This window comes from Micromonospora sp. KC207, from assembly GCF_004348615.1.
In the GTDB taxonomy this organism is placed as follows: domain Bacteria; phylum Actinomycetota; class Actinomycetes; order Mycobacteriales; family Micromonosporaceae; genus Micromonospora.
The window spans coordinates 1-14,340 of sequence record NZ_SMKJ01000183.1; the positions used below are offsets into that span (position 1 = coordinate 1).

The following is a 14,340-nucleotide window of genomic DNA, read 5'->3' on the forward strand; positions in this document are numbered from 1 at the left end:
AGCCCGCCCCCGCCCGCCTGGTCCACGCCGCTGGTGTCCGCTACGACGAGTTCAGCAACCTCGACCGGCCCGTCGCGCTGCGCCACACGCCGGGCGGACCCCTCGACCTTCCGGACGGCGCGACAGCGACCCGCTGGGTCGACGGCCTAACCGTCGTCGACGCCGACGTGCTCGTCGCGTATGACCACCCGCACTTCGGCCGCTGGCCGGCCGTCACGACCCGATGCCACGGCACGGGCCGGATCACCTACGTCGGCACGGTTCCCGGTCGCGACCTCGCCCGATGCCTCGCCGGGTGGCTGGCACCAAACCCAGCCAGCGGCTGGCGAAGCCTTCCCCCATCGGTCACCGCGGCCACCGCCACGTCCCCGAACGGAGACCGCGTCCACGTAGTGCACAACTGGAGCTGGCAGCCCGCCCGCATCTCTGCCCCCACCTACCTCTCGGAGGTGACGGGCCACGGCAGGCTCATCCAGGCCGGAGCGCCTCTCGACCTCGGCCCCTGGGACGTACAGGTCTACTCAACGGCCACCGACGATTTCCCTGGACGGCCCAAATGACCTTCCGTGATCCGCAGTTGCCGGTACGCGAACGCGTCGTTGACCTGCTCAGCCAGCTCACCCTCGCCGAGAAGATCGCCCTGCTGCACCAGTACCAGCCGGCAATCGAACGGCTGGGCATCGCGGCGTTCACCACTGGCACCGAAGCGCTGCACGGGCTGGCCTGGCTTGGTGAGGCAACCGTTTTTCCGCAAGCGGTAGGGCTCGGCGCGAGCTGGGATCCCGATCTCGTACGCCGGGTCGGCTCGGCGACCGGAGACGAGGTGCGTGCCAGCCACCACACCGGCGGCCGGGCCGGGCTCAACGTCTGGGCACCGGTGGTGAACCCTCTGCGCGATCCCCGGTGGGGGCGCAACGAGGAGGGGTACAGCGAGGACGCGTGGCTGACCGGGCTCATGGGCCGGGCGTACGCCGAAGGCCTGCGCGGCGACCACCCCGTCTACCTCAAGACCGCCCCGACGCTGAAGCACTTCCTGGGCTACAACAACGAGAGCGACCGCTGCGTCAGCTCCAGCAACCTCGGGCCGCGCGTGCTGCACGAGTACGAGCTGCCGGCCTACCGGCCAGCCATCGAAAGCGGGGCCGCGGTCGCCGTCATGGCGTCGTACAACTTCGTCAACGGCCGTCCCGCGCACGTCACCCCGCACATCAACGACGCGCTGCGCTCCTGGACGAAGGACGAGGTTTTCGTCGTGTCGGACGCGTACGCGCCCAACAACCTCGCCGACCCCGCGCAACAGGCGTACTTCCCCGACCACGCGACCAGCCACGCCGCCGCGCTCAAGGCGGGCATCGACAGCTTCACCGACCAGGACGACCACTCCCACGTCACCATCGAACGCATCACCGAGGCGTACCAGCGAAAGCTGCTCACCGAGGCCGACATCGACCGGGCAGTGTCCCGAGCACTCACCATCCGGATGCGGCTGGGCGAGTTCGACCCACCCGAGGCCAACCCGTACACCCGGATCGGCCCCGACACCATCAACTTCCCCGCCCACCGGGCGCTGGCCCGCGAAGCGGCGCAGCGCTCCATCGTGCTGCTCAAGCACGAGAGACAGCTTCTCCCCTTCGACCGGGCCAAGGTGCGGCGCGTCGCGGTGGTCGGCCCGCTCGGCGACCAGCTCATGACCGACTGGTACAGCGGCACGCTGCCCTACCGGGTCACTGTCCGAAATGGGCTCGCCTTCCGGCTCGGCGAGGACGGTGTCTCGTACGCCGAGGGCGTGGACCGGGTCGCGCTGCGCGTCGCGACCGGCGGCTACCTCACCGCGGGCGCCACCGCCGCCGCACTCAACCGCACCCAGGCAGACCCGCACGGCTTCGACCTGTTCGACTGGGGCGGCCAGGACGTGCTGGCGCTTCGAGCGGCCGGCAACGGCAGCCACGTCACCGTCAAGGACGGCGTGCTGGTCAACGACTCGCCCGGCCCGCACGGCTGGGACGTGCACGAGACATTCCGCCTGATCGAGCGCGCGGACGGCACGCTGACGCTGCGGCACCAGCTCAGCAAGAGCTACGTGACGTTCGACGGCGACGGCATCGCGGTCACCGGTGCCACCGTCGAGGAGGCCGCCCGCTTCCACCTGGAAATGCGCCGTAGCGGCGTCGAGCAGGCAGCGGCCGCGGCGGCAGAGGCGGACGCGGTCGTGGTGGTGCTGGGCAACCATCCGATGGTCAACGGCCGGGAGACCGAGGACCGGTCCGACCTGGCGCTGCCGCGGGCCCAGGAAGCGCTGCTGCGCGCCGTGTACGCCGCCAACCAGCGCACCGTGCTGGTCCTGACCAGCAGCTATCCCTACGCGGTGAACTGGGCGGACGTGCACCTACCGGCGATACTGTGGTCGAGCCACGGTGGCCAGGAGTTCGGGCACGCGCTGACGGACGTGCTGTTCGGTGACGTCGAACCGGCCGGGCGGCTACCCCAGACCTGGTACCGCAGCCACACCGACCTGCCGGACCTGTTCGACTACGACATCATCACCAGCGACGCGACCTACCTGTACTACCCCGGCAATCCGCTCTATCCCTTCGGGCACGGCCTGAGCTGGTCCGAGTTCGACTACGGCACGGTGTCCCTGAGCAACGAGACCGCGGAGGCCGGCGACGTCGTCACGGTGGGCGTCGAAGTGACAAACAATGGCGAGCGTCCTGGTGAGGAGGTCGTGCAGCTGTACACCCATCAGCAGCGCTCGCGGGTCAAGCAGCCGCTGCGCCAGCTGCGAGGTTTCACCCGGGTGCAGCTCGCCCCCGGCGAGAAGGCGCTCGTTACCATCCCGCTGCACATCGCCGATCTGGCGTTCTGGGATGTGACCTCCGGCCGGTCGGTGGTCGAGTCGGCACGGCACAAGGTCATGGTCGGGCGCTCAGCCACCGACATCCGCGGCTGCGCCACGCTCACGGTCCGCGGTGAGCGCATCGGCGTGCGCCGACCCGCCGCCGATCCGGATGGTCGGTTGCGCGCGGTGGACCACGAGGCGAGCTACCGGATCGCACTGGTCGACACCGCGCCCGAGGGCGGTGACTCGGTCTCGGCCACCGACGCTGGCGCCTGGATCTCCTTTGGCCCGACCGACCTGTCGGGATGCCGTTCGGCCGTGATCCGCGTCGCCGGCAACCCCGGGCTGGTGACCCTGCGCGCCGACGACCCGGTGAACGGTGACGTGCTCGCCACCTTCACCGCCGAGGTGGGTGAGCGCTACGCGTACGTGCCGCTGCGCGCGGACCTCCCCGGCGCGGGGACGGTCAGTGTGGTGGAGCTCTATGTCGTTTGCGGCGCACCAGGCATCATCATCAGCGAACTGACCTTCGCGTGACACATACGTCATTCCGGGGACGGGCAACTGAGAAATGCGCTATTTCGAAGACTTCTCCCCCGGCTACGGCAGACTCGCGCCGCGCGCCGTACTGACTTCCGACGCCGCGCGGCTGGACCTCAGCGGTGACTGGGCTTTCCGGTACTCGGCGACCGGGCTCGACGAGCCGGACGGCTTCGAGCTGCCCGGCTTCGACGACGCGGGATGGGATCGGCTCGCCGTCCCCTCGCACTGGCAGTTGCACGGCTACGGCAAGCCGGTGTATTTGAACATTTCTTATCCGATACCGGTGGACCCGCCGTTCGTACCGGATGAGAATCCGACCGGCGACTATCGGCGCGTCTTCGACCTTGCCGAGTCGTGGGCGCAGACTCCTGCCGTGGTGCGCTTCGAAGGCGTGGAGTCGTGCGCCCGCGTCTGGCTCAACGGTGTCGAACTGGGAGTGACGATGGGCAGCCGCCTTGCGTCGGAGTTCGACGTCTCGGCGATGCTGCGGCCCGGCCGCAACGTCCTTGCAATGAGGGTCCATCAATTTTCCTCCGGTACCTATCTGGAAGACCAGGACACGTGGCGGCTCTCCGGAATCTTTCGTGAGGTCACCCTGCTGGCTCGTCCGGCCGGCGGCATCCGGGACGTGTTCGTGCACGCCGATTACGACGCGTCCAGCGGCGGCGGGAGGCTGCGCATCGACGTGGACGCGCAGGCTCCCGTCACGGTCAGCATCCCGGGGCTCGGCCTGACCGGCGCACCGGTCGAATCGCTGTCCACCTTCGACACGGTGCGTCCATGGAGCGCCGAGGATCCGTTCCTCTACGAGGCCGTGCTCGCCACCCGAGGCGAGCAGGTGCGCGTCCGGTTCGGGTTCCGCACGGTCGTCATCGACGAATCCGGCGTGCTGACCGTCAACGGACGGCGGGTGTTGCTGCGCGGAGTCAACCGGCACGAGTTCGATCCCGGCCGTGGCCGCGCGGTCACCTTCGAGACCATGCGCCGGGATGTGGAGCTGATGAAGCGGCACAATATCAACGCGGTTCGCACGGCGCACTACCCGCCGCATCCGGCATTCCTCGACCTGTGCGACGAACTGGGCCTGTGGGTTGTACTCGAATGCGATCTCGAAACCCACGGGTTCGAACACTCGGGCGCCGAGCGGTGGTCGGGCAACCCTTCCGACGATCCGCAATGGCGAGCCGCCTACCTCGACCGCATCGAGCGGACCGTGGAGCGTGACAAGAACCATCCGAGCGTCATCATCTGGTCGCTGGGTAACGAAGCGGGCGACGGCCAGAACCTTGAGGCGATGGCGGCGTGGGCGCGCGAGCGCGACCCTTCACGGCCGATCCACTACGAAGGTGACCGCCTGGCGCGGTACGTCGACATCTACGGGGAGATGTACCGCACGCCCGCCGTCGTCAAGCGGATCGGCGAAGGGCTGCTACAACCGGGTGAGATGTTCTACCCGGCCGCGGCGGGCGAGGGAGACCCGTCCGACGAACCACGCAACCGCAAACCCTTCCTGCTGACGGAGTTCGCCCACGCGATGGGCAACGGGCCGGGCGGGCTGGCCGAGTACATGCAACTGTGCGAGCGCTATCCACGCGTCCAAGGCGGATTCGTGTGGGAATGGATGGACCAGGGCCTCCAGGCCACCGACGCGGAGGGCCGGGCCTTCTTCGCCTACGGCGGTGACTTCGGCGAAGACCTGCACGACGGGAACTTCATCTGCGACGGCCTGGTTTTTCCCGACCGGACTCCGTCTCCGGGACTCTTGGAGTATCAGAAGGTCCTCGAACCGGTCGGCCTCGCGCCCGGCCGGCTGGCGGGTCATCTCGCGGTGCACAACCGCTACGAATTCCTCGATCTTTCGCACCTGCGGCTCACCTGGTCGCTGACCCGCGACGGGATCTCCGCCGCCGGCGGCCTTTTCCCGACACCGGACCTCGCACCGGGTGAGCGCACCGAGATCCCGCTGCCGCCGGGCCTCGCCGACGGCAGCGGTGAACGGTGGCTTACCGTGCAGGCGGAGCTCAGGCAGGCCACCGCATGGGCGCCCGAAGGCCACGTCGTGGCCTGGGGCCAGATCCCGCTGCGACGCGCCGCGGCCACCGTCCTGACCGGAGCGCTGGTGCGGCCCACCGCCACCGATGGCCACATCGTCGTCGGTCCGGGCTGCTTCGACCGGTACACAGGAAAACTCTCCAGTCTGGGCGGAAAACAACTTCACGGTCCGACCCTGACGCTGTGGCGCGCACCGACCGACAACGACCTGGCGTGGGCCCAACGCGACGCCGGATACTGGCAGGCCCGTGGTCTGGACCGGTTGCGACACCGGACGGTGTCGGTCAGCCACGATGAGCAAGGCTTGGCGGTCGTGGTGCGCAGCGCCGCCGCGGCCGTCCGTTGCGGCTACCTCACCACCTACCACTGGGACACCGACGGACACCGGCTGCGCGTGCGTGTCCACACCGAACCAGTCGGCCACTGGCCTGACCGGGGTGACAGATTCGCCGAGCCGATGGTGGACCCAGACCTGCCACCCGAACGGTACGAGGAACTCGCTCGCCGGGACAAGGCACCGTCGCTCGGCCGCATCGGACTGTGCTGGCTGCTGCCCGAGGAGTGGTCCACCGTTCGATGGTTCGGCACCGGGCCAGGCGAAGCCTACCCGGACTCCCGGCAAGCCGCCCGCATCGGCATGCACCACGCCACTGTCGAGGAAATGCAGACGCCTTACGTACGCCCACAGGACAACGGCAATCGGGCCGAGGTGCGCTGGGCTGAGGTGGCCGACTCCACCGGCTCGGGCATCCGAGTGGAGGGGGATCCCGTGTTCAACCTGGCCGCCAGGCAGTGGAGCGACCGCCAACTGGCCGCGGCACGCCACCAAACCGACCTGACCGCCGAGCCGATGGTCTACCTGTACACCGACCATGCCGTGCAAGGGCTCGGGTCCGGCGCCGTCGGCCCGGGTGTCTTGCCGCAGCATCGGCTCGAGGTCCGGCCCGCCCAGTTCACCCTCGCCCTGACTGCCCTAACGGTCTTTGGTCGTTAGATTCAACGGCGCGGTGCCGGGCGGCACTCGCCGAGGCTGTCCAACACCCGCCTGACAGCCCGCGTACCGGGGTTCGAACCTGCGCGGCCACCAATCCGCTCACCAGGCATTATGCGTTGTCAGTCGCGTGGGGCAAGCGCGCAGGAACGCGCTTACCAGCGAAAGCGCGGCTGTCAGATGTGCCCCCGGCAGGATTCAAACCTACGTGCGGGCAAACAGGATGAAGTCGGGCGAGTGGAAATCCGGCATTACGGAGAGAAGCGTTCAAGCTGGATCCGGTCGCTGCGGTGGGTTATTGCAGATCAGGCGCAGCAGCGGCATGACACAGAACTGCAAAATGGATTCATCGCATCGCCCACAGAAGGTGGTAGTCGCCTTTGCGGCTGGCGGGGTGTGTGGGACGCCACTGTGGGTCGCCTCATCTCTCCAAGGGTGAGCTTGGCCGTCTGTCGATGATTCTGACGGGCTCGTGGGCGTCCCGCGATGCTCGGCGAACCAGGTCAGCACATCCAGGATCGCCCTGGCCTGAGATGCCGCGAGGCGCTCGCCGTGTTCGCCGTCCACCAGGTCAATCTCGAAGTCAACTGTCTGCGGTCTGTCCATGGCTGAACGTTGCCATGCTCGCTGGCCGTGTTACATCGTCCGGAAGAGGTAGGCGATATGGGGCCGCGACAGGCGACCGGCGACCGAACGGCGCGCGGAATGGGGTTGTGTCTGACGAAGGTCAGGGGTGGTGGGTGTCGATCGGGTCCTGTGCCGGGGCTGCCCGGGTTCTTAACGTGGCCGGCGTCAACGAGACGATCGGAGCGCGCTGTGTGGCAGAGCAAGAGTTGGTGGCGGGGCATGGCGGGCGCGGTGACCGCGGGACTGGCGGTTCTCACGGTCCCCGGCACGGCGTTCGCGCAGGGGGAACTGGATGCCGGTGCGGTGGAGCGGTTGGTGACTGATTTCGCCGACGAGGCGGGCTATCCCGGGATCGCGGTCGCGATCACCAAGGGCGACCGGGTGCTACATGTGGCCGGGTACGGTCATGATTCGTCAGGCGCGGCGGTGACCGCGACGACGCCGATGCCGGTGGCGTCGGTCAGCAAGTCGTTCACCGCGCTCGCGGTGATGCAGCTGGTCGAGGCGGGGAAGGTGGCCCTGGACGACCCGGTGGTCGACCACCTGCCCGACCTCCGGCTCGCCGACCCACGCGGGGCGCGGATCACCGTGCGGCAGTTGTTGAACCAGACCTCCGGGATCACCGACCGTACGCTCCCGGAGAAAAGGCTGTCGCAGCCGGAGTCGCTGGCGGCTGCCGTCGAACGGGCCCGCAATGCGACTCTGGCTACCGAGCCTGGTACGGCGTATGCCTATACGAACACGAACTATCACCTCGCGGCCCGGCTGGTGGAGGTCGTCGCGGGGGAGCCGTTCGTAGACTACCTGCGGCGGCACGTCTTCGACCCGCTCGGCATGCGGGCCAGCACTACGATCGACCTGACCCCGCGCGACCTGCCACCGGACGTCAGTAAGGGACACAGCTTTGCGTACGGCTTGGTGGTTTCCGCGGCGGAACCGACGCGGTTCGTCAACGGCTCCGACGGTGTGATCACCACAGCGCAGGACATGGCACAGTGGCTGATCATGCAGAACAGTGCCGGCAGGTCCGCCGAGGGCACGCGGCTGGTCTCGGCCGAGAGCATGACGGCCATGCACACCTCGTCGGATGGGCGGTGGACGTACGGGATGGGTTGGGACACCGGCCTCGAGGGACGGGTCCACCACAACGGGATCTGGTTCACCTACACCGCCAGTCAGCTTCTGTTGCCATCCGGTTACGGCATTGCGGTGATCGGCAACAGCGGCATCGGTCTGGGTAACGAGGGCACCGGCCAGCTCGCGGGCGCACTGGCCGATCTCGTGACGGGCGGCACACCGTCATCGCCCGCGCCGGTGCGGTTGATCGTTGACCTGGTCCTTGCCGGGTTGACGGCGCTGAGTTTGGCGTGGGGCATCCGTAACCTGCGGCGTACGTCTGCCTGGGCCAGGCGACTCGTCGGCCGGCCGGTGTGGCGGCTGGGACTGCGGCTGGCACCCCGGATCGTCCCGCTCGCGCTGCTGGTGAGCCTGCCGGATCTGCTCGGGCTGCTCGTCGGCGGCGGCCGGGACGTCACGTTCGGTCAGCTCTGCTACTACTCGCCGGCGCTGGTCGGGTGGATGGCGGTCGCCGCCGGGATGAACTTGAGCGTGCTCGGTGTCCGGGTGGTGGCGTTGGTGCGGCTGCGGTGGCCGTCCGGTGTCCCGCTGACGCACGAAGCCTCGGCTCCGCTGGCCGCGAGGTAGCGTCGGTGGGCGTGACGAGCGGCGGGGGCGGGTGGTTGAGGAGACCACCCGTTCCGCCGTGGGCGCTGGCCGGGCTCGTGGCGATGCTGGCCATCGTGGCGCTGTCGTACCAGCAGCTTTCCTGGTGGGCGTTGGCGGGTGCGCTGCTGGCGCCGGTCACCGCCGTGGCGGTGCTCACGGCGTACCCGTTGGTCTCGCTGGGTGTGTGCGTGGCCGCGAGTATGGCGACGGCGCTGGCGATGGGCGACGGCGTTCCGGTGTGGAGTGCCGCGCTCAGCGCGGCGGTCTTCTTGGCCAGCTTTCTGGCCGGGCGCCGGATGCTCCGGCCGGCGCCCGCGGTGGTCGCCTTCGCGGCCGGTGCGGTGCTTGCCGTCCCGCTCGGCCTCACCCTCGGGGATGTGTGGGCCACCGCGCTGCTGCTGCTCGGCGGCGCGGTGGTGCTCCCGTGGATGCTGGGTCGCTCGGTCCAACAGCAGAGCGACCTGGTCGCGATCGCCGCCGAACGCGCCCGACTGCGGGAGCGCAACCTTATCGCGCACGACATGCACGACACCCTCGGGCACGAGCTTGGCCTGTTGGCGCTGCGTGCCGGGGCGCTCGAGCTGGCGGCCGACCTCGACCATCGTCACCGGGCGGCGGCTGCGGATCTGCGGGCCAGTGCCGGGCTGGCGACCGAGCGACTGGCCGACATCGTCACCGTGCTGCGCGACGGCGACCCCGTACCGCTGCGGCCGGCGTCGGACCGCATCGAGGACGTCGTTGATCGCGCCGTTCGGGCCGGAATGGCGATATCCCTGGAGTGGAACGGCCCGCGGCGACTTCCCACCATGGTCGACCGGGCCGCCCACCGCATCGTCCAGGAGGCGCTCACGAACGCCATGAAACACGCAACCGGGGCACAGGTGCGGGTGCACCTGGCCACCAGGGACGCCACCACCACGGTCACCGTCACCAACCCCATGCCCTCACCGGCTCGGCGGGCAACCGGCGCACGCTCCGGCCTGGTGGGACTACGGGAACGGGTACGGCTCGTCGGCGGCACGCTTCACGCCGGACCCCACGGTCACGTGTTCCAGCTCGTGGCTACTCTGCCGCATCCGGAGGCATCGTGATCCGGTTGCTGCTCGCCGACGACGAGGCAATGATCCGGGCCGGGGTCAGGGCCATCCTCACCACCGACCCGGACATCGAGGTGGTCGCCGAAGCCGGTGACGGGCGGGAGGCCATCGAGCTGGCCCTCGCGCATCGCCCCGACGTCGCCCTGCTCGACATCCGCATGCCCCGCCTCGACGGTCTCGCCGCCGGTGCCGAGATCATCCGTGCGGTGCCAACGGTCGGCGTCGCCATCCTCACCACCTTCGGTGACGACGCCTACGTGACCCGCGCGCTCGATGACGGCGCTCGGGGCTTTCTGCTCAAGTCCGGCGACCCGCGCGAGTTGATCGCCGGTGTCCACGCCGTCGCCGTCGGCGGCGCCTACCTGTCGCCGAGGATCGCCGCCCGGGTCATCGGCGAACTGCGCGCCGCCGGACTGAGCCGGGTAACGACGGCCCGCGACCGAATTCAGGCGCTCACCCAACGGGAACGCGACGTCCTGGCCCTGCTCGCCGCCGGACTGTCCAACGCCCAGATTGCCCACCGACTCCACCTCGTCGAGGGCACGGTCAAGGGCCACGTCAGCGCCATCCTCACCCGCCTGGAGCTGAACAACCGGGTACAGGCGGCCATTGTCGCCCACGAAGCCGGCATCATCACCGAGTGAACGCGCGGCTCGACCTAGGTCAGACAGTGGCGCGCTTCGCGGTTGCATCTGGTACGTGGGTACAGCTAAAGCGCACCCATAACTACCCCAACCAGCCCTCATGACTGAGGTCGTGCTCGCGGCGCTCCAGCCACAACCGAAGCGGTGACCGCATGGTGATGTTCAAGGATGTTCGACCACTAACGGACAACGGCCTCGGACCAACCGACGCCGCCGCTCGTGGACCGCTACGCCAGCGCGTAGGTTGTCTCGATGGTCAGCCGCCGTCGATCGATCACATTGAGTTTATGCAGTTCTGTGACGCGCCCCCGGCAGGGCACCAACCTGCGTTTCCCGGCGGCCGGCTCGTGTGGCTACGCCAACATGACATCCATATCAGCCACGGGCGGATATGGGATTTTGGTTCGTGTTGGGCCACCGACACGAACCGGATGCCTGGTCGTGATGGTCGATGTGGGCCGTCGGTCCCCCCGTTTACCCCCCGAAAGCCCGGGCCGAAGGATGTCGATCAGTAACAACCGATGACTAGTGCGTGGCCGTGTTTGCGCAGCTCAGTGGTAGCTTGCGACACGCGGTGACAGTTCGATTTGGCTACGTTCCGTAACAAGGGGTTTTGGCAAGACAAATCTGGGGGAGGCTCGACAAGAGGTTCTCGTGGGTTCAAGTCGTCTCGGTCCGCCGTGGTGTCCGGTCAGATGCCTGCGAGGGTGAGGAGTCGATCCATTTCGGGCACTGGCAGGGTGGGTGCTGCGGCGGTGGCGTGCGCTACCCGCTCGTTCGGATCTGCGAGCAGGGCGCGACGTACGTGGACTGGGAGGTTCGGGTGCCCGGCGACGGCATGGCGAACCATGCTCTCGGGGTCGGTGGCCAGACGTTCGGTCAGTTCGACGGGTAGGTCGAGGTCTCGGGGTGCCAGGCATCGCATCCGTGGGTCCGGGTCGGTGGCCAGCCGGCGCAGGGTTTGCGGCGGGAACGTGAAGTCGTCGGCGGGGCGCCAGTTCGTCTTCTTGTCCGGCTGGAACTCACGGTCTATGCGCTCGGCTGTGGCGGGATCGACCAGGTGTGGGGCGTGGGTGGCCGTGGTCGTACGTACGCCGCTGTCGTCGTCGTTGAGTAGCCGGATGACCGCGTCGGCTGGCAGCGTCCGGCTGCGTGCCGCGGAGCGGCGGAAGCAGATGTATGGCGAGGACAGGTGTGGCAGTGGGTCTGCGGTGACCCAGTCGAGTCGCAGGTGGCGCAGCTCGGCGAGGGCCATGTGGTCTTCGACTTGCTGCAGTAGGGCATCGTCGTTGAGTAGGTCGGTCAGTGGGCGCTCGCCCTGTTGAATGTCCTCATGGATCTGGTGGCGTGCCGGCTCGGGCGTGTCCCGGCGGCTGAAGATGCCGACGCGTACGTTCGCGCTGGGATCGTCGGTGAGCTGGTCGCGTACTGGTGGGGGGAGCTGTGGGTGTTCGGCGAGTTGGCGGCGGACCTGGTGGTCGGGGTCACCGGCCAGCTGTGCGGCCAGTTGCGGGGTCAGGAGCGCGTGGCGTATCGCTCCGGCGCGGGTGACCGGGTCGGCGAGCAGTTCCGTCACGAGGTCGGGGGGCGGCACCGGATGTGGTGACCGCGCGTAGTAGGTCGCGCATGCGGCGGCGCGAACCTCGTCGGCGGCGTCGGTGAGTAGGGCCCGCCGGACAGCCTCGGGTGCTTGCGTCCACCACCGTGCGAGCGTGGTCCGGACCTGCGGGTCAGGGTCGCCGGCGAGCCGGGCCAGTAGATCGGCCGGTACGTCGTCGCGTTCGGCAAGGTATTCCCGCACTCGTGTGTCCGGATCGTCGATGAGTCGCTCGTAGAGATCGCGGGGTGCGCTACGGGCGTGGGCGGCCAGGGCAGCCCGGACGGCGGGGTCGGTGTGCGCGGCCAATCGCATTCCGGCGGTGTTCGGCAACCGTGGGTTGAGTGCGAGCGAGTGCAGCAGCCAGTGATGATGCGAGGCGAGGATCTCCTCGATCAGGTCCAGGGTCAGGTCGTCGCGCATGGCGACGTGACCGAAGCCGCGCCGGTAGCGCACCAAGCGGCGGACAATGCCGGCGGGCAGCGCGGGGTTCTCGGCAAGACCGTCCAGCACCGTCGACAGGTGGACCGGCATCGGCGCGTCATCAGCCACCCGCCGCCCCTCCCCGAATCCGTCGAGCCTCAGCAGTCTCGCATGTTCATCGCAGGCGGTACTGCCCCGGTTCGGTGGCCTCCCGGGAGCGGGGTAGACCCCGCTTCATCAAAGCGGGGGAACTCAGGTGGTGGCGGCGTGCCTTGCGTTGTCCGGTGCCTGTGCGGCCTCGGCCGCTTGCTGTCGGGCGGCCACACTCCGCTCAGTCAACAGATCGGTCTCGTGGTTCCAGTTTGGGCTTTTCGTTATTATAACTCCTTGTAATCGCTCTTGCGCAGAGCGTTCGGTGCTCTTTGCGGTCCCCTCTGCACCTGACAACTGAAGATTCACGGGGGAGGGTTCGTGGCACGTCGAAAGACTGCCACCGCTCGTTCATGTCTTGCGGCAGGCGTTGCCGTGATGACGGCGGTCGCACTCTTTGGAATATCGGGCGAGCCTGCGGCGTATGTGGCTGTTGGCCCAGATGGTGTTACCGGTGGCGTCGAGAACAACTCGAACGAGGCAGTGTCCCTGCGAGCGGCACGCAGCACGGGCAGGGAGGTCCAGGTCCAGAGCCTCACGTACACCCCAAAGAGGCGCTGCGCGTGTACAACGGCATTAGGTCCGGGGCGGTGCTCTACGACGTCATGGAGGGCTACAACAAACCCGTTTCACCTCCGGTCACCGAACCCATTCCGATTCGGCATCCCGTGCCAGCTCCCCTGCCAGGTCCGCAGCCGCAGCCATACGGGGCGCCGGACACTGGAGAGGTTCTTCGGCGCTGTTGCGTTGGCGGATCGGTGGGCACGCCGAGCCGTGTCAGCGGTGATGGTCGGGTCGCTTGGGCAGGTTCGGTGAATGCGGTAGCGACCCGGGTCGCGGGTGGGGCGTCGGTGGCGAGTTCGTGGTGTCCGCGTCGGGGGTTCGGCACGAAGGCGTGGCCGGTGATGATCGTATGGGCGGTGCGGTCGGTGCGTAGTCCGCGCATCGGTCTGAGCCGGTGCTTGAGCTGGCTGTGGTCGGCCTCGATCGGATTGTTGGCATGCCGTTCGATGTGGTGCCGCGCCGACGGGAGCAGGTCGTCCCCACTCCCTGACGTAGGTGGGGGCGGTGTCGGTGACGACTTCGCCGGGCGTGACCTTCAGTGTGGTCAGCGCCCGGTGGAGGAACTGCCGGGCCGCGGCGGTGTCCCGACGCGTCGAGACGAGCACGTCGATGACCTGACCATGCTGGTCGACAGTCCGGTACGCGTACCGCCAGACGCCGTTGACCTTGACGTAGGTCTCGTCCACCAATGGGCAGCAGCGGCTCGATGCGCTGCCACAGCCCGTCCGGCACGATCCACGGCGGCTGCTCGCCACGCCTCACGGCCCGACATCGTAGATCACCCTCTACAAGGGACGAGAAACCAGGTGGTCATTTCGTTAGGAACTTCTATTGAGCATCGCCCTCGACCACTGGACTGCCTCGGATGGCCGGCTCGAGCCCGTCAGCCACCTGGACGAAGCCTTCGCCGTGTTCCGGCCACTGACGGCATGGTGATGCGTTCTTTTACTGGATTGTGGCGGGGAGGCGAAGCTGGATTTGGTAGCCGTTGTCGGCGGTGGGGCCGGCCGTGACGGCGCCGCCGAGGAGTTCGGCGCGCTCGCGCAGGCCGATGAGACCGTGTCGGGCGCCGGGGAGCGGCAGGGTGG

8 protein-coding genes and 1 pseudogene are annotated in these 14,340 nt (G+C 68.4%); 6 read left to right on the forward strand and 3 right to left on the reverse strand.

Going from position 1 to position 14,340, the window contains the following annotated elements; translation table 11 throughout:
• The 6 genes from E1258_RS21370 to E1258_RS21400 all read left to right on the forward strand — a co-directional run.
• Window positions 1-560 (forward strand): beta-galactosidase trimerization domain-containing protein (locus E1258_RS21370; RefSeq protein ID WP_207919657.1); only part of this gene is annotated, 560 nt, incomplete at its 5' end.
• Window positions 557-3,376 (forward strand): glycoside hydrolase family 3 protein, encoded by a 2,820-nt coding sequence (locus E1258_RS21375; protein ID WP_132404166.1) that lies wholly within the window; start codon window positions 557-559, stop codon window positions 3,374-3,376. The genes E1258_RS21370 and E1258_RS21375, both read left to right, overlap by 4 nt.
• A gap of 34 nt (window positions 3,377-3,410) precedes the next feature.
• Window positions 3,411-6,428, forward strand: coding sequence for a glycoside hydrolase family 2 TIM barrel-domain containing protein (locus E1258_RS21380; RefSeq protein ID WP_132404169.1), 3,018 nt, complete (start codon window positions 3,411-3,413; stop codon window positions 6,426-6,428).
• A 753-nt stretch (window positions 6,429-7,181) separates the two neighbouring features.
• Window positions 7,182-8,756, forward strand: a complete 1,575-nt coding sequence (locus E1258_RS21390; RefSeq protein ID WP_243715606.1) for a serine hydrolase — start codon at window positions 7,182-7,184, stop codon at window positions 8,754-8,756.
• 35 nt (window positions 8,757-8,791) lie between these two features.
• A complete protein-coding gene (locus tag E1258_RS21395) occupies window positions 8,792-9,868 on the forward strand; it encodes a sensor histidine kinase (RefSeq protein ID WP_207919658.1) in 1,077 nt (358 codons plus the stop codon).
• Complete coding sequence (locus E1258_RS21400; RefSeq protein WP_305847274.1) at window positions 9,862-10,518, forward strand: response regulator transcription factor; 657 nt, start codon at window positions 9,862-9,864, stop codon at window positions 10,516-10,518. Before E1258_RS21395 ends, E1258_RS21400 begins: the two co-directional genes overlap by 7 nt.
• Window positions 10,519-11,209: 691 nt before the next feature.
• Here the strand turns inward: E1258_RS21400 and E1258_RS21405 are convergent.
• The 3 genes and pseudogenes from E1258_RS21405 to E1258_RS35960 all read right to left on the reverse strand — a co-directional run.
• Window positions 11,210-12,667 (reverse strand): hypothetical protein, encoded by a 1,458-nt coding sequence (locus tag E1258_RS21405; RefSeq protein ID WP_132404178.1) that lies wholly within the window; start codon window positions 12,665-12,667, stop codon window positions 11,210-11,212.
• A 634-nt stretch (window positions 12,668-13,301) separates the two neighbouring features.
• A complete protein-coding gene (locus E1258_RS21415) occupies window positions 13,302-13,724 on the reverse strand; it encodes a DDE-type integrase/transposase/recombinase (RefSeq protein ID WP_207919659.1) in 423 nt (140 codons plus the stop codon).
• Window positions 13,725-13,752: 28 nt separating this feature from the next.
• Window positions 13,753-14,007 (reverse strand): annotated as a pseudogene (locus E1258_RS35960) (DDE-type integrase/transposase/recombinase); the annotation flags it as partial.
• Between the last annotated feature and the right edge of the window lie 333 nt (window positions 14,008-14,340).